At 65.9% G+C, this 18033-nt stretch carries 19 protein-coding genes and 1 tRNA gene; 8 read left to right on the top strand and 12 right to left on the bottom strand.

The annotated features are described in order from the left end of the window. Positions 1 to 94 precede the first annotated feature (94 nt). Positions 95 to 760, top strand: coding sequence for an SIMPL domain-containing protein (locus ACPPVQ_RS08275; RefSeq protein ID WP_426520479.1), 666 nt, complete (start codon positions 95 to 97; stop codon positions 758 to 760). Between the two features lie 19 nt (positions 761 to 779). Here the strand turns inward: ACPPVQ_RS08275 and ACPPVQ_RS08270 are convergent, their stop codons facing one another. From ACPPVQ_RS08270 to prfB, 5 genes are all read right to left on the bottom strand, one after another. Further along, positions 780 to 1517 carry a tyrosine-protein phosphatase gene (locus tag ACPPVQ_RS08270; RefSeq protein ID WP_426520477.1) on the bottom strand — a complete coding sequence of 246 codons (738 nt, stop codon included), beginning with the start codon at positions 1515 to 1517 and terminating at the stop codon, positions 780 to 782. Positions 1518 to 1553: 36 nt separating this feature from the next. Beyond that, on the bottom strand, positions 1554 to 2030 hold the full coding sequence (gene smpB / locus ACPPVQ_RS08265; RefSeq protein ID WP_426520475.1) for an SsrA-binding protein SmpB: 477 nt from the start codon (positions 2028 to 2030) through the stop codon (positions 1554 to 1556). A 65-nt stretch (positions 2031 to 2095) separates the two neighbouring features. Further along, positions 2096 to 3001 (bottom strand): permease-like cell division protein FtsX, encoded by a 906-nt coding sequence (gene ftsX, locus ACPPVQ_RS08260; RefSeq protein ID WP_426520473.1) that lies wholly within the window; start codon positions 2999 to 3001, stop codon positions 2096 to 2098. Further along, on the bottom strand, positions 2998 to 4128 hold the full coding sequence (gene ftsE / locus ACPPVQ_RS08255; protein WP_426520471.1) for a cell division ATP-binding protein FtsE: 1131 nt from the start codon (positions 4126 to 4128) through the stop codon (positions 2998 to 3000). Before ftsE ends, ftsX begins: the two co-directional genes overlap by 4 nt. Before the next feature lie 74 nt (positions 4129 to 4202). Continuing rightward, positions 4203 to 5315, bottom strand: coding sequence for a peptide chain release factor 2 (gene prfB / locus ACPPVQ_RS08250; protein ID WP_426520469.1), 1113 nt, complete (start codon positions 5313 to 5315; stop codon positions 4203 to 4205). 77 nt (positions 5316 to 5392) lie between these two features. Between prfB and ACPPVQ_RS08245 the strand changes: the two genes are divergently transcribed. From ACPPVQ_RS08245 to ACPPVQ_RS08230, 4 genes are all read left to right on the top strand, one after another. After that, a complete protein-coding gene (locus tag ACPPVQ_RS08245) occupies positions 5393 to 6661 on the top strand; it encodes an MFS transporter (RefSeq protein WP_426520467.1) in 1269 nt (422 codons plus the stop codon). 77 nt (positions 6662 to 6738) lie between these two features. Continuing rightward, complete coding sequence (locus ACPPVQ_RS08240) at positions 6739 to 7773, top strand: LLM class flavin-dependent oxidoreductase (RefSeq protein ID WP_426520465.1); 1035 nt, start codon at positions 6739 to 6741, stop codon at positions 7771 to 7773. 23 nt (positions 7774 to 7796) lie between these two features. Then, positions 7797 to 7878: transfer RNA gene (locus ACPPVQ_RS08235), tRNA-Leu, on the top strand. Between the two features lie 175 nt (positions 7879 to 8053). Then, complete coding sequence (locus tag ACPPVQ_RS08230) at positions 8054 to 8797, top strand: DedA family protein (RefSeq protein ID WP_426520463.1); 744 nt, start codon at positions 8054 to 8056, stop codon at positions 8795 to 8797. A gap of 29 nt (positions 8798 to 8826) precedes the next feature. Here ACPPVQ_RS08230 and ACPPVQ_RS08225 read toward each other — a convergent pair whose 3' ends face one another. Genes ACPPVQ_RS08225 through murI form a run of 4 tightly spaced genes read right to left on the bottom strand, consistent with a single transcriptional unit; the run spans position 8827 to position 11943 of the window. Continuing rightward, positions 8827 to 9732 (bottom strand): cation diffusion facilitator family transporter, encoded by a 906-nt coding sequence (locus ACPPVQ_RS08225; protein ID WP_426520461.1) that lies wholly within the window; start codon positions 9730 to 9732, stop codon positions 8827 to 8829. 21 nt (positions 9733 to 9753) lie between these two features. Next, positions 9754 to 10353: an RdgB/HAM1 family non-canonical purine NTP pyrophosphatase gene (rdgB, locus tag ACPPVQ_RS08220; RefSeq protein WP_426520459.1), complete on the bottom strand. Its 600-nt coding sequence runs from the start codon at positions 10351 to 10353 to the stop codon at positions 9754 to 9756. Further along, complete coding sequence (rph, locus tag ACPPVQ_RS08215; RefSeq protein ID WP_426520457.1) at positions 10350 to 11090, bottom strand: ribonuclease PH; 741 nt, start codon at positions 11088 to 11090, stop codon at positions 10350 to 10352. The genes rdgB and rph overlap by 4 nt, the downstream gene beginning before the upstream one ends. A gap of 4 nt (positions 11091 to 11094) precedes the next feature. Then, the gene (murI, locus tag ACPPVQ_RS08210; RefSeq protein WP_426520455.1) at positions 11095 to 11943 is read right to left on the bottom strand and encodes a glutamate racemase; all 849 of its coding nucleotides are present in this window, start codon (positions 11941 to 11943) and stop codon (positions 11095 to 11097) included. A 44-nt stretch (positions 11944 to 11987) separates the two neighbouring features. Between murI and ACPPVQ_RS08205 the strand changes: the two genes are divergently transcribed. Next, positions 11988 to 13298, top strand: a complete 1311-nt coding sequence (locus ACPPVQ_RS08205) for a nicotinate phosphoribosyltransferase (RefSeq protein WP_426520453.1) — start codon at positions 11988 to 11990, stop codon at positions 13296 to 13298. A gap of 10 nt (positions 13299 to 13308) precedes the next feature. On the opposite strand, the gene ACPPVQ_RS08200 is transcribed toward ACPPVQ_RS08205, so the two are convergent. The 3 genes from ACPPVQ_RS08200 to ACPPVQ_RS08190 are packed head-to-tail and all read right to left on the bottom strand — an operon-like array spanning position 13309 to position 16455. Further along, complete coding sequence (locus ACPPVQ_RS08200; protein ID WP_426520451.1) at positions 13309 to 13593, bottom strand: DUF3039 domain-containing protein; 285 nt, start codon at positions 13591 to 13593, stop codon at positions 13309 to 13311. Between the two features lie 25 nt (positions 13594 to 13618). Further along, positions 13619 to 15160: a hypothetical protein gene (locus ACPPVQ_RS08195; RefSeq protein WP_426520449.1), complete on the bottom strand. Its 1542-nt coding sequence runs from the start codon at positions 15158 to 15160 to the stop codon at positions 13619 to 13621. An 11-nt stretch (positions 15161 to 15171) separates the two neighbouring features. After that, on the bottom strand, positions 15172 to 16455 hold the full coding sequence (locus ACPPVQ_RS08190) for an ATP-binding cassette domain-containing protein (protein ID WP_426520447.1): 1284 nt from the start codon (positions 16453 to 16455) through the stop codon (positions 15172 to 15174). A gap of 352 nt (positions 16456 to 16807) precedes the next feature. Between ACPPVQ_RS08190 and ACPPVQ_RS08185 the strand changes: the two genes are divergently transcribed. Continuing rightward, positions 16808 to 17044 (top strand): hypothetical protein, encoded by a 237-nt coding sequence (locus tag ACPPVQ_RS08185; protein ID WP_426520445.1) that lies wholly within the window; start codon positions 16808 to 16810, stop codon positions 17042 to 17044. A gap of 269 nt (positions 17045 to 17313) precedes the next feature. After that, positions 17314 to 18006 carry an NTP transferase domain-containing protein gene (locus ACPPVQ_RS08180; protein WP_426520443.1) on the top strand — a complete coding sequence of 231 codons (693 nt, stop codon included), beginning with the start codon at positions 17314 to 17316 and terminating at the stop codon, positions 18004 to 18006. Positions 18007 to 18033 lie beyond the last annotated feature (27 nt).

The raw sequence follows: 18033 nt of genomic DNA, 5'->3' as shown, positions 1-18033 counted from the left end.
TCACACGCTGTTGATTTGTCGAACTGCAATCGCCTGAAGGCGAGCTCATCAGCATACAACAATCCGTGGACCGTTTCTATGCCACGATCGCTTCATGACAGAGACGATCATCACCGTTCAGGGCGAGTACGAGTTGAAGCATGCGGCCGAGCGCGGCTCCGTGCAGCTTGCTGTCGGCTACGACGGCCCGGACAGGAACGACGTGCTCGGCCGAACGACCGAGCGGCAGGTCTCGCTGACGGCCGAGCTCCGCGACCTGCACAACCCGCAGACGGGGCCGGTGACCTTGTGGACCTCCGACAACCTGCGCGTCACAGGTGACCGGCCGTGGAGCCAGACGGGCGAGCAACTCCCGATCGTCTACCACGCCGAACTCGGCCTCGCCGTGACGTTCAGTGATCTGGCCGCGCTTTCCGACTGGGTCGGTGCTGTCTCCCTCCTGGAGGGCGTCACCATCTCCGGCGTCACCTGGAGCCTGACCGAGGCGCGACGCCAGACCCTCGTGCAGGAAGCGCGCCGGCGCGCGGTCGAGAACGCTGTCGCGAAGGCGACCGTCTACGCGACAAGTCTCGGGCTCAGCACGGTTCGTCCGGTCGCGCTCAGCGACCCGGGGATGCTCGGAGACGGCTCGGCACCCGTCCAGCCACCCCAACCCATGTTCGCGCGTGCCTCCCTGGATTCGGGAAGCGCCTCGCTCACCCTCAAACCCGAGGAGATCGTCATCCAGGTGCAGGTGCACGCACGCTTCGCCGCGTCGTGATGCGGGCCAGCCGGCAGAGCTAGCTCGGCTCGACGAGAACCGAACGGAGGGATGCCAGGTCGAGCTCACTGAGACCCGCATCGAGCAGGTACTGCCGCACGCTTCCGTCCTTCTTCTCGATCAGGTCGATCGCGCTCCTGAGGGCATCGGGAGGGCTCCCGCCGAGCAGAATCCGCAGTGACGGCGTGATCTCGACGTCGTGGCTCTTGATCAGCTCGAGCATCCCGTCGAGCCAGGCCCCGCGAAGGTTCGCTTCGGATTCCGCGTAGTCGGCGATCACGGTCTCGCGGTCGACGCCGACGGCGAGCAGGGCGAGCGCGACCACGATTCCGGTGCGATCCTTGCCCGCCGTGCAGTGGATCAGCACGGCCTTTTCGCCGGAGTGCGCGAGCTCGCGCAAAGCCGCCGCCACCACATCGGAGTGGAGGGTCACGATGCGCTCATACAGCGCCTCGAGAGTGATACCGACGCTGTCCTGGGATTTGCCGGACCCCTCGAAGACGGGAAGCTGTAGCACCTCCACGTCGAGCCCTGCCAGATCGTCCGGCATCGCTTCGACCTCGAAGTCGTCCCGCAGGTCGATCACGACCCCGACTCCGAGTTCGCGCAATTCGTCTTTGCCTGTGTCGCCGAGCGCGTGGATACCGTCGGAGCGGAACAGCTTGCCGGACCGGATGGTTCCGCCGCTTGCCGAATATCCTCCGACGTCGCGGAAATTGTAGGTGCCGGGAACGGGGATGCGACGGGCCGTTTTCATCGTCTCCACTCTGGCGTCATTCCGGTCTGCGGGCAATTACTCCCCCAGGTGGCGCCGGCTGGACATCGCACGGTCGGCTTCGCGTTTGTCCTGCCGCTCACGCAGGGCCTGGCGCTTGTCGTATTCGCGCTTGCCTTTCGCCACGGCGATTTCGACCTTCGCGCGCCCGTCGCTGAAGTAGATCGACAGCGGCACGAGCGTGTAGCCGCCCTCTTTGATCTTGTTGTGGATCTTCAGGATCTGAGCCTTGTGCAGGAGCAGTTTGCGCTTGCGCCTCGGAGCGTGATTGTTCCAGGTGCCATCGGCGTACTCCGGGATGTGCACGGCATCGAGCCACGCCTCGCCCCCGTCGACGTAGGCGTACCCGTCGACGAGAGACGCGCGACCTGCCCGCAGCGACTTCACCTCTGTACCGGTGAGGACCAGTCCGGCCTCATAGGTGTCTTCGATGGTGTAGTCGTGGCGGGCTTTACGATTGGTGGCCACGACTTTCTGGCCACGTTCCCTGGGCACAGCGCACTCCTGAACAAACTTGGTGGATGCCCGCCTTTTTCAGCGAGCCAGCCAGTCTATCGCGTCTAGACCTTGAGGTACCGAGTGATGGCGAAGTTCGCAGAGATCGCGGCGAGCACGACACCGACCAGTATCAGGATCGGCACCACCACCAGGGCATCGCTTTCACTCACGAAGTTGATCGAGACGATGCGGTGCACGAGGAACCCGCGCACGAAGAAGTGCACGATCGCCAGCACTGCGCCGGCCGCGAGCACCGAGCCGATCAGCGCCGCGAAGACGCCCTCGAGCACGAACGGCGTCTGGATGAAGCGATTGGATGCGCCGACAAGTCTCATGATTCCGAGTTCCCTGCGTCTCGAGAACGCAGAGAGCCGGATGGTCGTGGCGATGAGCAACGCCGCGGCGACGAGCATCAGCGCGGCTATCCCGATCGCGGTGTAACTCGCGGCATTCAGGATGGAGAAGATCTGATCGAGGTACGTCCGCTGGTCGACGACGCTCTGCACCCCCGCCAGCGATGACAACGTCTCAGACAGCACGTCGGACTGCGATGGGTTCTTCAGGTTCACCCAGAACGTCTGCGGAATCAGGTCGGGCGTGACGAAGTCGGCGACCGGGTTGCCTTTGAACTGCTTCTTGAACTGCTCGTAGCCCTGCTGGTGGTTCTCGAAGTAGAACTTTTGGATGTACGGGGTCAGGGTCGCCGACCCGAGCTGCGTCTTGACGGCCGCGATCTGCTCTGCCGATGCCTCGCCGCCCGGGCACGCGTCCGTCGCCGTGCACATGTACACCGCGACCTGTGCGCGGTCGTACCAGTACGTCTTCATCTGGCCGATCTGCATCTGCAGCAGCACGGCCGCGCCCACGAAGGTGAGCGAGATGAAGGTCACCAGGATGACGGAGATGACCATCGACATGTTGCGCCTGAGACCACTTACGACCTCAGACCAGATCAGTCCGAACCTCATTTCGTCGGCCCCACATTCTGTTCGCCGAGGTCGTCGTCATGGCCGCCGGGGGCCCGCAGGCCCAGCTTCTCGGCAAGGCTCAGCTGTTCGGGAAGCTCGTGGTCGGTCAGTCGCGGGCGCATGACGGGTTGCGTGGGAGGAGCGGCGAAGTGCGCGCTCACAGCGACCTGCCCGGTGTCGCTCGGCGACGGGCCGGCGGATGCCGTGGCGGGCTCATACTGCGGCTCGGGCTCTTCCTGTGCGACGGGCTCCGCGGGCGGAGTCACGGGCGTAGTCGCGGGCGGCGCGAACGGTGCCATCTGTACGGGCTGGGCGGGTTCGGCCTGGACAGGCTCGACAGGCCCCGTCGCCTGGTGCAATGGCAGGCGTGTCGGAGCCGTATTGCGTGTGACAGCGTCGGCAGGCTCATCGGGGACCGCGATGTGCGCCGTCGGGATCGCCGCGGTGAAGCCGTAGCCTCCGTGCCGTTCGTCGCGCACGATCTGCCCGTTCACCAACTCGATGACGCGTCGCTTCATCTGGTCGACGATCCCTGCTTCGTGGGTCGCCATGAGCACGGTCGTCCCGCCGGCATTGATCCGTTCGAGTACGGCCATGATCCCTGCGCTGGTCGCGGGGTCGAGGTTGCCGGTCGGCTCGTCGGCCAGGAGCACCTGCGGCTTGTTCACCACGGCACGGGCGATGGCGACGCGCTGCTGCTCACCGCCGGACAGCTCATGCGGGCGACGCGACGCTTTGCCGTCGAGTCCCACCATCTTGAGAACGTCAGGCACAGCTTCCTGGATGAAGCCGCGGGATTTTCCGATGACCTGGAGGGTGAAGGCGACGTTCTCGAAGACCGTCTTGTTCGGCAGCAAGCGGAAATCCTGGAAGACGACCCCGATGTTGCGGCGGAAATACGGCACTTTGCGACTCGAGATCGTACCGAGGTCCTGGCCGAGAACGTGGATCTTTCCCTTGGTCGGCTTCTCCTCCTTGAGGATCAGCCGAAGGCAGCTCGATTTGCCCGAGCCGGACGCGCCGACGAGGAAGACGAACTCTCCGCGCAGCACTTCGAGGTTGATGGCATTGAGCGCAGGGCGCGCAGTGCCCGAATACTGCTTGGATACGTGATCGAACCGAATCATGACCTCTTGAGCCTAAGCAGACCTTGCTGTAAATCAAGCAGCGACACGGAAACTGCCGAGGGTCATCCAGCGCTCTATGAGGAGTGCGCCATCGAGCGCCACTTGATGCCGGCATTGATGAAGCCGTCAAGGTCACCGTCGAAGACGCTCGACGGGTTGTTGACCTCGAACTCTGTGCGCAGGTCTTTCACCATCTGGTACGGCGCGAGCACATAGCTGCGCATCTGGTCGCCCCAGCTCGCCGTGATGACACCCGCGAGTTCCTTCTTCGTGGCGGCCTCCTGTTCCCGCTGGAGGAGGAGCAGCCGCGACTGCAGCACGCGCATGGCCGCTGCCCGGTTTTGGATCTGGCTTTTCTCGTTCTGGCAGCTCACCACGATTCCTGTCGGCAGGTGCGTGATGCGCACTGCCGAGTCGGTCGTGTTCACCGACTGGCCGCCTGGGCCGGACGAGCGGAACACATCCACACGGATGTCTCCGTCGGGGATGTCGATCGACTCGGTCTGCTCGATCAGCGGCACCACTTCGACCGCTGCGAAACTCGTCTGCCGCTTGCCTGCGGAATTGAAGGGGCTCATCCGCACGAGACGGTGCGTGCCCGCTTCCACGGACAGCGTTCCGAACGCATAGGGAGCATCCACTTCGAACGTCGCCGACTTGATGCCCGCCTCTTCTGCGTAGCTGGTGTCGAGCACCGTCGTCGAGAATCTGTGCTGCTCCGCCCATCGGAGGTACATCCTCAGCAGCATCTCGGCGAAGTCGGCGGCATCGACCCCACCGGCACCGGCACGAATGGTCACCACCGCGGCGCGCGGGTCGTACTCCCCGCTGAGCAGGGTCTGCACCTCGAGCTCGCCCAGCGTCTTCTGGAGCGACACCAGTTCGTCACGCGCCTCCGTCGCCGATTCTTCGTCGCCTTCGCCGTCGGTCGCGAGCTCGACCAGCACTTCGAGGTCGTCGAGGCGCTGCTCGATACTCGTGATGCGTGCGAGCTCGGTCTGGCGGTGGCTGAGTGCGCTGGTGACCTGCTGGGCGTGTTCCGTGTCGTCCCAGAGGTCGGGCACGCCCGCCTCCTCGTTGAGGCGGGCGATCTCCTCGGTGAGCTTGTCGACGTTGACGACGGCTCGGATGTCGTCGAAGGTGGAGCGCAGCTCGGCGATCTGCTGCGAAAGATCAAGTTCAATCATGTCGCCTCCAGCCTACCGTTCTGCGTCCTTCGACCGACCGGCAACCGCTTCGGGCGGTAGTTGTAGTGTGATAACCAATGGCTACCGAAGAGCGCGCATTCAGTTTCCGGTCCGTCGCGCTCGCAGCCTTCCTGCCGACGCTCCTCTTTTCGATCGGCGAGGGTGCGATCATCCCGATCATCCCGATCGCAGCCAGCAATCTCGGCGCAAGCCTCGCGCTCGCTGGGTTCATCGCTTCGATGATCATGGTCGGCGAACTCGTCGGCGACATCCCGAGCGGATGGGTCGTCAGCCGGTTCGGCGAGCGCACGTCGATGATCTGGGCAGCACTCCTCGCGATCGCCGGCGTGATCGTCTGCCTTGTCGCTCCCAACCCGCTCGTGCTCACCATCGGCATCTTCGTCGTCGGGCTCGCCACTGCGGTGTTCGCGCTCGCACGCCACGCCTTCATGACGTCGTACGTGCCGGTGAAGTACCGCGCACGCGCACTCTCGTCGCTGGGCGGCGTCTTTCGCGCCGGTTGGTTCGTCGGTCCCCTGATCGCCTCCGTGGTCATCCAGCTGACCGGAAGCATCCAGTCCGTGTTCTGGATCTTCATCGTCAGCTGTCTCGGCTCGGTCATCATGCTGATCGCCCTTCCCGACCCTGAGGCCATGTTCGGCGCGCCGGCGATGGAGGTCGGGCGCGACGGCATCAGCCGCAGCGAGGGCGAAGAGGACGCGGCCGAACGCACCCAGGGCCTGTTCCGAACGATCTGGTCCTACCGCTCGGTGCTCGCGCGGATGGGCACCGGCATCGCCCTGATCTCCGCCCTCCGTTCGGCGCGAACCGTGCTCATGCCCCTCTGGGCGGTCAGCATCGGCATCAGCGAGAGCAACACCGCGCTCATCATCGGCATCGCCGGAGGGATCGACTTCGCGCTCTTCTACGCGAGCGGGCAGATCATGGACCGGTTCGGCCGGATGTGGAGTGCGATCCCTTCGATGGTCGGGCTCGGCCTGGGCTTCCTGGTGCTCGCGTTCACGCACGACCTCCCGACGAACGTCGGCTGGTACATCGCCGTCTCGATGTTCCTGTCTCTCGCCAACGGCATCGGAAGCGGCATCCTCATGACGATCGGCGCCGATCTGGCCCCGAAAGACCAGCCGGCGCCGTTCCTCGGAGCCTGGCGCTTCTCCGGCGATGCCGGGTCGGCGGTCGCACCTCTCGTCGTCTCCCTGCTGACGGCCGTTGTCTCGATCGCGTTCGCGAGCGGAGTGCTGGGGGTAGTCGGGCTTGCCGGCGCGATGATGCTCGCGCGGTTCATGCCGCGCTACGTCCCCAAGGGCGGTCACCCGCGGGCGTAATAGCCTGAGCTGGAATAGGCGCGCGCCTGCGCCGGTTGTGATGCATGCAAACGCATACACAGAGACGGGATTGCGACATGGCCACACTCGAACTCGGCATCGACACCTTCGGAGACGTCACCGAGGGACCCGACGGAACACCGCTCAGCTATGGACAGGTCCTGCGCAACGTGGTCGAGGAGGGCGTTCTCGCCGATCAGGTGGGTCTCGACTTCATCGGAATCGGCGAACACCACCGCAAAGACTTCGCCGTCTCCGCACCCGAGGTCGTGCTGGGCGCGATCGCAGGGCGCACGACGAACATCCACCTCGGAACCGCCGTCACCGTCCTCAGCTCCGACGACCCCGTGCGCGTCTTCGAACGCTTTGCAACGCTTGACGGCGTCTCCGGCGGCCGGGCTGAGGTCATCCTGGGTCGCGGCTCGTTCGTCGAGTCGTTCCCGCTCTTCGGATTCGACCTCACACAGTACGAAGAACTCTTCGAAGAGAAACTCAACCTCTTTGCCGAACTCCTCAAAGAGGAACCGGTCACGTGGACCGGAGGCCTGCGAGCATCCCTCGAGAACCAGAGCGTCTATCCGAAACCCGACAACGGGCCGCTGAAGACGTGGGTAGGAGTCGGCGGCAGCCCCGAATCGGTCGTCAGGGCCGCGCACTACGGGCTGCCCCTCATGCTTGCCATCATCGGTGGCGGGCCCATGCGGTTCCAGCCGCTCACAGAGCTCTACCAGCGTGCCCTCGAACAGTTCGGCAGGAGCACGGACCTGCCGATCGGCGTGCACTCCCCCGGTTTCATCGCCGACACCGATGAGGAGGCCAAGGAGACCCTGTGGCCTCATTACGAGACGATGACCAACCGTATCGGCCGCGAGCGCGGCTGGCCGCCGGCGACGCGAGCACGCTTCGAACACGAGGCCGGCGAAGACGGCGCACTCGTCGTCGGCTCGCCGGAGACCGTCGCCCGCAAGATCGCCTATGCGGCCAAAGGACTCGGCCTTTCCCGCTTCGACCTCAAGATCAGCAACGGCACGCTCGGCCACGACCACCTCATGAAGGCGATCGAGCTCTACGGGACCCGCGTGAGGCCGCTCGTCGAGGACCTGCTCGCCTGACACGGTAACCTGTTACCGCGTCAGCGGGAGTGGTGAAATTGGCAGACACGCAGGATTTAGGTTCCTGTGCTTTCGAGCGTGAGGGTTCAAGTCCCTTCTCCCGCACTTCCTGGACTCCCAGGGCGGTTACGTGCGCGCAGCCGCAGCGATGGCACACTCCAGCCACAATGCATCCTCAGGATGATCTTTCGGCGGGCCCACAGCATTCGCATCTATTCCGCAGGTGCGCGCCGCTAAACTCTGAGCATTCCTTCACCCGAAAAATCCCCACAGGAGAATCTTGATCCATCACGCCGCACTCATTCCGTGGCTTGACCCGAACGCGATCATCCACGGGGCCGGCCCGTGGGCACTGCTCGTGGTCTGCGGGATCATCTTCGCCGAGACGGGACTGCTCGTCGGCTTCCTGCTCCCGGGTGACACGCTGCTGGTGATCTCGGGCCTCCTGACGAACACGTCGCTCGTCTTCGGTGTCGACATCTGGTGGGTGGGACTCGCGATCGCCGTGGGAGCTTTCCTCGGCGGAGAAGTCGGCTACCTCATCGGGCACAAGTTCGGTCCGAGCATCTTCGAACGCAAAGAGACCGGCCTGTTCAGCATGGAGAACGTGCGCCGCACCAACAAGTTCTTCGAGCGGTTCGGTGCGCTGGCCGTGATCCTTGCCCGCTTCGTCCCCATCGTGCGCACGTTCGCACCGGTCGCCGCCGGCGTCGGGCACATGAACTACAAGAAGTACTCCATCTACAACGCGATCGGCGCGCTGCTCTGGGGTGCCGGCCTGACCTACTTCGGATTCCTCATCGGGTACATCCCGCCCGTCGCCGACTTCGTGCAGAAGTACATCGACGTCATCCTGATCGGCGCCGTCGTGGTGACCCTCGTTCCGACGCTGTACCACTACATCCGGTCCACCCGGAAGGCGAAGAAAGCCGCCCTCGAGAAGGCTGCCGACGTGGCCCTCCCCACCGATGCCGAGGTCTCGCTCGACCCGGCCGTCTTCGACAAGAAGCCGTCCGAACTCTGAGCCCGCGACCACGCTCCGGCCGTCGCCCCTCAGCGGTGCAGTTCGTCCTCGTGGGCCGCATGCTCGGCCGGTTCCAGCTGGAACGTCGAATGCTCGACGTCGAAATGGTTCGCCAGGCACTCTGACAGATCGTCGAGGAGGCGGCCGGTGTCGCCCGACCGGAACACCTTCGGCTCCACCACGACGTGCGCGGTGAACACCGGTGCACCCGACGTGATGGCCCACACGTGCACATCGTGCACATCCACCACGCCTGCAGTGCCCAGGATGTGCTCGCGGATCTGGGCGACATCGGTGTCGGCCGGAGCCGACTCGCTGAGCACACGCACCACATCCCGCAGCAGCATGAACGCCCGCGGAAGGATGAGCGCGGCGATGACCAGTGAGGCGATCGCGTCGGCCGGAATGAAACCGGTGGTCATGATGACCACCGCGGCCGCGATGACCAGGATCGATCCGACGAGGTCGCCGAAGACCTCGAGGTACGCTCCCCGCATGTTGATCGAATGGCCGGCCGCCGGCCGGAGAACGAGAAGTGCGGCCGTATTCGCGAGGAGCGCGATCACCGCGACCACCAGCATCGGTGTGCTCTGCACCTCCGCATGCCCGGGCGCGACCAGGCGCCCGATAGCGCCGATCGTGACGACGACGGCGACAGCGACGAGGATCAGACCGTTGATCAGCGCCCCGAAGACCTCCGCCCGCTGGTAGCCGAACGTCTGCCGGTCACTCGCCGGTCGCGCTGCGACGATCGTCGCCAGGAGCGCGATGATCAGCCCGACCAGATCGCTCAGCATGTGCCCGGCGTCAGCGAGCAGCGCAAGGGAACCGCTTATCCAGGCGCCGACCGCCTGGACGACCAGAACGCACCCGACGATCCCGATCGCGATCAGGAGTCGGTTGCGGTTGGCCGCGTGGCCGTGGTCATGACTCATCGTGATTCAACGGTAGGCGCGTCACGCGCTATTGGCGAGGGCACGGATGGCGGGCACCAGCATCTCGAATGCCCGCGCCCGGTGACTCTCCGCATTCTTCACAGCCGGGTCGAGGCCGGCTGCCGTGACATCGTGTCCGGCGGGGATGAAGACGGGGTCGTAACCGAATCCGTTCTCGCCGCTCTCAGCCGAAGCGAGTACGCCCGGCCACACACCTTCCACCACCGTCTCCTCGCCGGACGGAAGCACGAGGGCTATCGTGGCCGTGAAGTGGGCGGCCCGCTTGCCGTCACCCAGATCGGCGAGCTGGTCGAGCAGGAGTCGACGGTTCGCCACCGCGTCACCGTGACGGCCGGCCCACCGAGCGGAGAAGATTCCGGGCGCGCCTCCCATCACGTCCACGCAGATCCCGGAGTCGTCGGCGAGAGCGGGCAGCCCTGTGTGCACGGCGGCGGCGCGCGCCTTGATGAGCGCGTTCTCGGCGAACGTCACGCCGTCCTCGACGGGCTCCGGGCCGTCATAGGCAACGATCTCCAGCTCGGGAGCCGTGGCACCCAGGATGTGCTGGAACTCGTCGACCTTGTGGGCGTTGTGGGTCGCGAGGACCACGCGCACGGTCAACGAGCCTCCGCGATCGCCGCTGCCTGGATGCCCGCCAGGGTCGTGGTTCCGGCGAGCGCGAGGTCGAGAAGGGAGTTCAGCTCGGTGCGGTCGAACGGCGCTCCCTCGGCGGTGCCCTGGACCTCGACGAAGAGGCCACGCCCCGTCACGACGACGTTCATGTCGGTCTCGGCGCGGACATCCTCCACATACGCGAGGTCGAGCATCGGCTCTCCGTCGATGATCCCGACCGAGACGGCCGAGACCGAATCGATCAATGGGGTCGCTTTCTGCCCGATGAAGCGGTGCTCGCGGCCCCACTCCAAGGCGTCGGCGAGTGCGACGTAGGCGCCCGTGATCGCCGCGGTGCGGGTACCGCCATCGGCCTGGAGCACGTCGCAGTCGAGCACGATCGTGTTCTCGCCGAGGGCTTTCATGTCGACGACGGCACGCAGGCTCCGCCCGATCAGCCGACTGATCTCGTGGGTGCGGCCGCCGATCTTCCCCTTGACCGATTCGCGGTCCATGCGGTCGTTCGTCGAACGCGGAAGCATGGCGTATTCAGCGGTGACCCAGCCTTTTCCCTTACCGGACATCCATCGCGGAACGCCGTTCGTGAACGATGCGGTGCAGAGCACGCGGGTGTCGCCGAACGAGATGAGTGCTGAGCCTTCGGCCTGGCGGCTCCACCCGCGTTCGATGGTGATCGGGCGCAGCTGGTCAGTGGTGCGCCCGTCGGCGCGGATGATTTCGTTCACCGGGTCAGACTATCTTCCCGCTGGAGTGTGCCGCGATCGCGCCGAGGTCGAGGGTGCCGGTGCGCACCAGGTCGACGGTGGCGACTTCCTGGCCCATCAACCGGTGCGCGAGGCGGAGGAAGCCGTCGGCGTCCTCTCCGGTCGCTTCGTAGCGGATGCTCGGCGCACCCGGCACCGTGCGCTCCAGTCCTTCACCGACGAGGACGCGATAGACGTCGTTGGCGGTCTCGGTGTCGCTCGACACCAGCGTCACGCCCTCCCCCATCACGTACGAGATCGCGCCCTTGAGGAACGGATAGTGCGTGCATCCGAGCACGAGGGTGTCGACCCTCGCCTCGCGCAGGGGCTGCAGGTAGTCCGCGGCGACATCGAGCAGTTCGGCGCCGCTGGTCACGCCCGCTTCGACGAATTCCACGAAACGCGGGCAGGCCTGACTGGAAAGTTCGAGGTCTGGTGCCGCGGCGAACGCGTCCTCGTAGGCGCGGGAGTTGATGGTCCCCTCCGTTCCGATCACGCCGACCCTGCCGCTCTTCGTCGCAGCGACCGCTCGTCGCACTGCGGGCTGGATCACCTCCACGACAGGAACGTCATACCGCTCACGCGCGTCGCGCAGCATGGCCGACGACGCGGTGTTGCACGCGATCACGAGCAGTTTCACTCCCTGCTCGACGAGGAAGTCGAGGACCTCGAGCGAATAGCGGCGTACATCCGCGATCGGCTTCGGCCCGTACGGTGAGTGCGCCGTGTCACCGACGTAGAGGATCGACTCCCTCGGCAACTGGTCGCGGACAGCTCGCGCGACGGTGAGGCCGCCCACCCCCGAGTCGAAGATTCCAATCGGTGCATCGGTCACAAGAAGCCAGCCTATAACTTCGGCCGGATCGCTAGGCTTGCCCCGTGTCCGGTTCATCCGCCCTCCTCACCGACCGCTACGAACTCACGATGCTGGATGCCGCGCTGCTGGCGGGCACCCACGATCGCGAGTGCGTGTTCGAAGCTTTCACCCGCCACCTGCCTGCCGGGCGCCGGTACGGGATCGTCGGCGGAACCGGTCGCCTGCTGGCGCTGATCGAGCAGTTCCGGTTCGGCGACGAGGAGCTCGAATGGCTCCGCAGCGCCCGTGTCGTCCAGGATGCGACGATCGACTGGCTCGCGAACTACCGCTTCTCGGGCTCGATCAGCGGCTATCGCGAGGGCGAGGTGTACTTCCCCGGGTCACCGTTCCTCGTCGTCGACGCACCGTTCGCCGAGGGTGTCATCCTCGAGACCCTGATCCTCAGCGTGTTCAACTTCGACTCCGCCGTTGCGAGCGCGGCCGCCCGGATGGTGACAGCTGCTGCCGGGCGTCCGATCGCGGAGATGGGCTCACGGCGCGCGAATGAGCGGGCTGCGGTCGCCGCGGCGCGCGCGGCTTTCATCGCGGGCTTCAGCGCGACCTCGAACCTGGAGGCCGGCAGGACGTGGGGCATCCCGACGATGGGAACGGCAGCCCACGCCTTCACCCTCCTTCACGACTCCGAGGAGGACGCGTTCCGCGCGCAGGTGAAGGCTTTGGGGCCGGGAACGACGCTGCTGGTGGACACGTTCGATGTGGGGAGCGCCATCGAGCGCGCCGTTCGGGTGGCCGGACCGGAACTCGGCGCTGTGCGCCTCGACTCCGGCGACCTCCCATCACTGGTGCGCAAGGTGCGTTCGCAACTCGACTCGCTCGGTGCGACGAAGACCCGCATCACCGTCACCAACGACCTCGACGAGTTCACCATCGCAGCGCTGGCAGCGTCCCCCGTCGATTCGTACGGCGTGGGCACGTCCGTGGTCACGGGCAGCGGCTTTCCGGCATCCGGCATGGTGTACAAGCTGGTCGCCCACCGTCCACGCGGCCACACCGGCGACTGGATCCCGGTTGCGAAGAAATCGGATGGCAAGGCCAGCATCGGCGGTCGGAAACATCCCGTCCGACGACTGGACGAATCCGGCCGGGCGGTCGCGGAGGCCATCCACGTGCTCGGCGAAGGCGACCAGGTGGATGACCGGGGCCGCGATCTGCTGGTCCCGCTGATCACCGACGGGGTCGTCGACCGGCGCTATCTCGGCCCCGACGGCGTCGTGCTTGCGCGCGAGCATCGCGCCTCCGCGATGGCCGAGCTACCCGACCAGGCGTTCCGGCTGGGACGCGGCGATCCCGTGCTGCCGACGATCTTCGTCTAGCGGTCTGCCGCTAGGCGTCGCTCATCTTCTCGTAGATCTCTTTGCAGGTCGGGCAGATCGGGAACTTTCCCGGGTCGCGCCCCGGAGTCCACATCTTGCCGCAGAGCGCTTTGACCGGTTTGCCGGTCAAAGCAGACTCGAGGATCTGCTCCTTCTTCACATAGTGCGAGAAGCGCTCGTGGTCGCCCGGCTCGATATTCTCGCGCTCGAGCAGCTCTTCGAGCTCACGGTCGAGGGTCGTCGTTCCGCCGCCGTCGGGGATACCGCCAGGTTCGGAGATGCTCGCGTCGTACATGCTTCCAGTGTAGGTCGGTCGGCGATCAGCCGTTCCGGGTCGCGAAGGCCATAAGCTCCGGCCCTCGCCGGTCGAAGATCCTCCCACCCAGATAGAGGCCCCCGAACAGCACTCCGAAGCCGATCAGCACTGCGACGACCGGGGAGACGACGATCCAGAACTGCGAGACGAGCAGGCCCAGCACGAAGGTCGCAATGATCGGTGCGGCCAGAAGGATGATCGCGAAGAAGCTGAGCGACTGCACGAGCGCGGCCGAGGCCCCGGACGTCTGCGGCTGCGCAAAGGCACTGTCGCCCGGCTTGGTCGCGGGGTAAGGGAAGGCGGCCGAGGCGAAGCTCGAGAGGCCGATCCCGATCAGAAGAAGTGCGCCGCTCAAGGCTGCGACAGCGGGCAGCACGACCCAGTCGCCGAAGGCCGCGGTCGTCACCACCGACCCGATGGCGATCAGCGGGATGCCGACGAGCACGACGGGAAAGATCCGGCCGACCCGGTCGGCGATCCCCCGGGTGCCGGAGACGAGGTGCAGCCAGATCGCCGTGTTGTCGAAGGCGATGTCGTTGTGGATGGTCCACCCGAGGAACAGACACATGATCGGCAGAGGGAGGAGTGCCGTGTAGTGCGCGGGAATGCCGGCGACCGTCAGCGCGACGACGATGAACACCGGGAAGATGGGGATCATCACGAGGGCGATCCAGTATCGGGCGTCGCGACCCCAGTAGGTGACGGAGCGAGCGGCGATTGCTGCGGTCGGGCCGCCCGGGAGGCGATCGAACCATCCGAGTCCGGTGTAGGCCTTGGCCTGCGCTTCGCGCTGCGGAGTCACGAGCATGCGTGCGACGAGCCCCACCCAGGCCAGCCAGAGCAGGCCGAGTGTGGCCGCTGCGATCAGCACCTGGAGCACGGCGGGCCCCCAATCGCCCTGCGCGGCCGCCCCGGGCGCGGACCAGACAGCACCGAGCGGGGTCCAGGCGAGCCAGGACGCGAACCCGTTGAGTACGCGGAGGCCGTCACGTCCCCAGTCGATCGTGAGCAGGAGGATGACGACCGGCGAGATCAGCACCACGATGAGCACGCCGACCAGGCCGCCGAATTCACGCGACCTCCTGGTCGCCAGCAGGAAGGAGGCGACTGACGTCGAAATGCGTGACGCCAGCACGCAGGTGAGCACAGCGAGCACTGCACAGACCAGGGCGATGAATGCCGTACCAGGGTCGCGCGACCAGGTGATCACCGTCGTCAGCGAGCAGATCGTGAGAACGAGCGAGGGGATGCCGATGAGGGCGGCGAGCGCGAGTCCGGTCGCCAGCTTTCGGTTCGGGATGCCGTAGAGAGAGAACTTGCGTGGATCGAGCGTGTCGTCGACCCCGAACACGAGGGGAAGCAGGAGGAATCCGGCAAGCACGACGGATCCCACGACGACCAGCACGTTGTGCACCAGCGCCACGTCGGGCGACAGCCGGGCGCCCACCAGCGACAGGACGATCACGACGGTGATGCCGAGCCCGTAAATGAGGCCGATCACCAGCCCGAACACCTGCCACGGGCTGCGCCGGAAGATGTTGGCCATCAGCCGGACTTTCAGTCGGAGAAACTGTGCAACCACTCCATGCCCTCCGCCGCCTTGCGCCCGCCCGCGAGCTCGACGAACCGCTCTTCGAGGGTCTCCTCGCCACGCACCTCGTCGACGGTTCCCGCAGCGAGCACGCGGCCTCGAACGATGATCGCGACGCTGTCGCAGACGCGCTGGATGAGGTCCATGCCGTGACTCGAGAGCACGACCGTGCCGCCCGCGGAAACGTAACGCTGGAGGATGTCGATCACATTGGCAGCGGAGACCGGGTCGACGGACTCGAACGGCTCGTCGAGCACCAGGAGCCGGGGCGAGTGGATCATGGCCGCGGCGAGCGCGATCTTCTTCGTCATGCCCGCCGAATAGTCCGCGACGAGGCGGTTGAGCGCATCCTCGATGCCCAGCGCCTTGGCGAGGTCGGCCGAGCGCGACCGGACGACGTCGTTCTTGAGCCCGCGGAGCGTGCCTGAGTAATAGAGAAGCTGTGCGCCGGTGAGCCGGTCGAACAGCCGCAGCTTGTCTGGCAGTACCCCGATCGTGCGTTTGGCCTTGACGGGATCGGCCCAGGCGTCGACGCCGTGCACGAGGATGCGGCCCGCATCAGGCCGGAGAAGACCCGTCACCATCGACAGCGTCGTCGTCTTCCCCGCGCCGTTCGGACCGACGATGCCGTAGAAGGAGCCGCGGCGCACGTCAAGGCTCACCCCGTCGACGGCGACGTTGTCCCCGAAACGCTTGACCAGCCCGGAGAGCGACAGCACCACCGGCGCCGTCGAGGCATCGGGGGCGACAGGCAGCTCCGTGGTCGCCGCCAGAACAGGCGTCGATGTCGCGAGATCGGCGAGCGGCTCGTCGAGCTCGGAGAGTTGCCCGACGACGTAGGCCTCATCGAGGACCGGCACGGTTTCGACGGGAGCAAGCGCTTCGAGCGCGACCGCCTCGTCGACGACCCACATGTCGGCCGCCTGGGGCTCGGCGGCCGCCGCGGGTTCCTCGGCCATGAGGGCTTCAGCTGCCGGCTCTTCTTCGACCACGGGGGCTTCTTCGGTTGCGGCCTCTTCTGCAACCGCAGTCTCTTCGATCGGCGACTCCACGACAGACGCATCTACGGCGGGCGCCTCGACGACGGGCTCTTCGACGACGGGCGCCGGCTCCACGACGGCATCCTCGACAACGGGCACGACCTCGGCCGGCTCAGGGACGAGCGGCGCCACCTCCACCGGCGAAGCGACGGCCAGCTCGACGACGAGCTCTTCCGCGATCACCGGTGTTGTCGAAACTGCGGGCTTCACAGACCGCGTTCGGGCGGACGGGGTCTTCGGCTGGGATGCCGGAGAAGCGGTACGTGTGCGTGGGGCCGCCGGCTTGCGCGCCGGGGACTTCGCCGGCGGCTGCTCGCCAGCAGGCGACGCGGCGGCAGAAGCAGCGGTAGCGGCAGACGCTTCGGTTGAAGCACGGGCATTCGATCGCGCAGCCGGCTTACGTGTCGCGGGCTTGCGTGTTCGCGGGCTCGCGGCGGGGACTGAGACGGCTGCGTCTCCCGGGAGCTCGACCTTCGCCGGTTCCGATGCCTTCGGCGTGGATTCGGCCACGACCGTCGACTCGACCGCGGCCTCGTCGGATTCATCACGTTTACGGTCTGCCGTGGTTCGGGCTGCCGCACTACGCGTTGCGGTGGTCCGTTTCGCGGCCGGTTCGGCACGGTTCGCCGACGTCGACGTCGAGGCTTTTGGCGTCGAAGACGCCGCCCGGCTCGAGGTCGCGCGGCGAGTGGTCGACCGCGGAGCGCTCGCCTGCTTTCCCGTCGTCTCGGAAGACTCGGTGCTGTCAGAGGGTGGGCGCTCGAAACTCACCCCGCTAACGTATCAAGCCCCTCCATGATCTGCGCGCATCCGCACGAAGTTGAGGAGTTCCATAGGAAATCGGCTGAGAATTCACCTAGGAAAGTCCTGTGAGGAATATCACGAGTGCGCAACGACCTCTTCTACCCCTGCCCCTCGAAGGGGTGCATCGGTAAACTGGCGTCGGCATAAAGGGGTGTCGATACGCGTAAGTGCGGGTGAACGCCGAGTGAAGGATCCTCCTGGGGATGCGATTCGCGCGGCCAGCGCAGGCCAGGAGAGCGCCGCACGGAACACAAGGAGACGATTATGACCACGCAGGTAGTAATTCTGGCGGCCGGAATGGGCAGCCGACTCGGACGTACCCTCCCGAAGCCCCTCACCGAACTCAGCGACGGCCGCACGATCATGCAGCAGCAGTTCGACAACATCCACCACGCCTTCGGCAAGGCTGCCAAGGTGACGATCGTCGTCGGCTACAAGCTCGAGCACATCATCGAGGCATTCCCCGACGCATCCTTCGTCTACAACGAGATGTACGACCAGACGAACACGTCGAAGAGCCTGATGCGCGCGCTCCAGGCATCGACTGCCGGCGGCGTGCTCTGGATGAACGGCGACGTCGTCTTCGATCCGACGGTGCTCGACCGCGCCGCGGCCATGGTCGCCCGCGACCAGACCTTCGTCACCGTGAACACGTCGTCCGTGGCCGACGAAGAAGTCAAATACACCACCGGCGCTGAGGGCTACATCGACGAGCTCTCGAAGACCGTGAAGAACGGCCTCGGCGAAGCCGTCGGCATCAACTACGTGTCGAGCGGAGACAAGGCGGCCCTGCTCCGCCAGCTCCAGCGCGTCGGAGACCAGGACTACTTCGAGCGTGGCATCGAGCTCGCGATCGAACAGGACGGCATGCTGGTCGAGCCGGTCGACATCTCCGACCTGTACGCGGTCGAGGTCGACTTCGCCGAAGACCTCGAAAGGGCGAATCTCTTCGTATAGTCGTATGGTCGCTGATTAGCGCTGCAC

This window comes from Leifsonia sp. McL0618, from assembly GCF_049994905.1.
GTDB lineage: Bacteria > Actinomycetota > Actinomycetes > Actinomycetales > Microbacteriaceae > Diaminobutyricibacter.
The sequence above is the reverse complement of the archived record's forward strand: the minus strand, read 5'-3'. Positions and strand labels throughout refer to the sequence as shown.